This is a genomic window from Candidatus Paracaedibacter symbiosus (assembly GCF_000757605.1).
GTDB lineage: Bacteria > Pseudomonadota > Alphaproteobacteria > Paracaedibacterales > Paracaedibacteraceae > Paracaedibacter_A > Paracaedibacter_A symbiosus.
This window is the reverse complement of record NZ_JQAK01000031.1, coordinates 1-805: the sequence shown is the minus strand read 5'-3', so window position 1 is coordinate 805 and position 805 is coordinate 1. Positions and strand designations below refer to the sequence as shown.

Below are 805 nucleotides of genomic sequence, written 5' to 3'. Positions count from 1 at the left end.
GTTCCAGAAACTCCTCGTGCAGCCAGGAAACGAACTGGGGAGTTAAGACCAGCATCGTTTCCAATTTTGTTCTCACGCCATCTATGACTTTCGCGCGCGACGCAACAGCACAGGTAAAGTCTTCTCCCGCCAAACCTTGCTCATGTTCGATGATCTCGCCATCGCGAACCGGCCGCTTCAAACGCATGCGAACATTTGCCGTGGCTGCAATCGCAAAGGCGGGATCCACAGGAATGCCGACACGCGAGGCATGTGATAGAGCAAGCTCCTTGATCTCCTGCGCAAATGCGTCAGACAGACGCGCAATGCGCTGGTAAGTCTTCCCGGCGGTGAGTTCGGAAGCTTTGATCGAATGCAGCCCTTGTGTGTGATCCCAGTGCACATGTGCGTACTTGAGCGCTCCGCGCTTGCCCTGGTATCGCATGACGTGGCTCCCCTTCCCGAACAGCGCATTCTTGAACCCCATCATGCTCTTCAGATTGGAAGCGGCCTTGCTCGCCTGACCGCGGATGCACAGCACGTCGTAGGATGCCTCACAGCGCACGAGATCGCAGGCCGGAGAGATCGCCACGACCCAGTGATCGGTGTCACCCTCACTACCTGCGCCTGTCACCGAGAACACATCGCCAAACGAAATCGTGCTCTCTGTCGCGGCTGGCGAAGTGGCAACGTCCGCGAACATTTCGAAAAGAACGCTGTTTGGCATCATCTTGCCATCCAATGGTGCATTGCTGATGCGTTCGGTCAGCAATGGGGCCTGGAGCGCCACTTGGCGACGAAGCCGCGAGGCCAACGATTCCGCAAT

At 57.3% G+C, this 805-nt stretch carries 1 protein-coding gene; it reads right to left on the bottom strand.

All coding sequences use genetic code 11. The features are described 5' to 3' along the window. A partial coding sequence (locus IG80_RS16015; protein WP_032114247.1) for a hypothetical protein occupies positions 1-805 on the bottom strand: 805 nt, incomplete at both ends.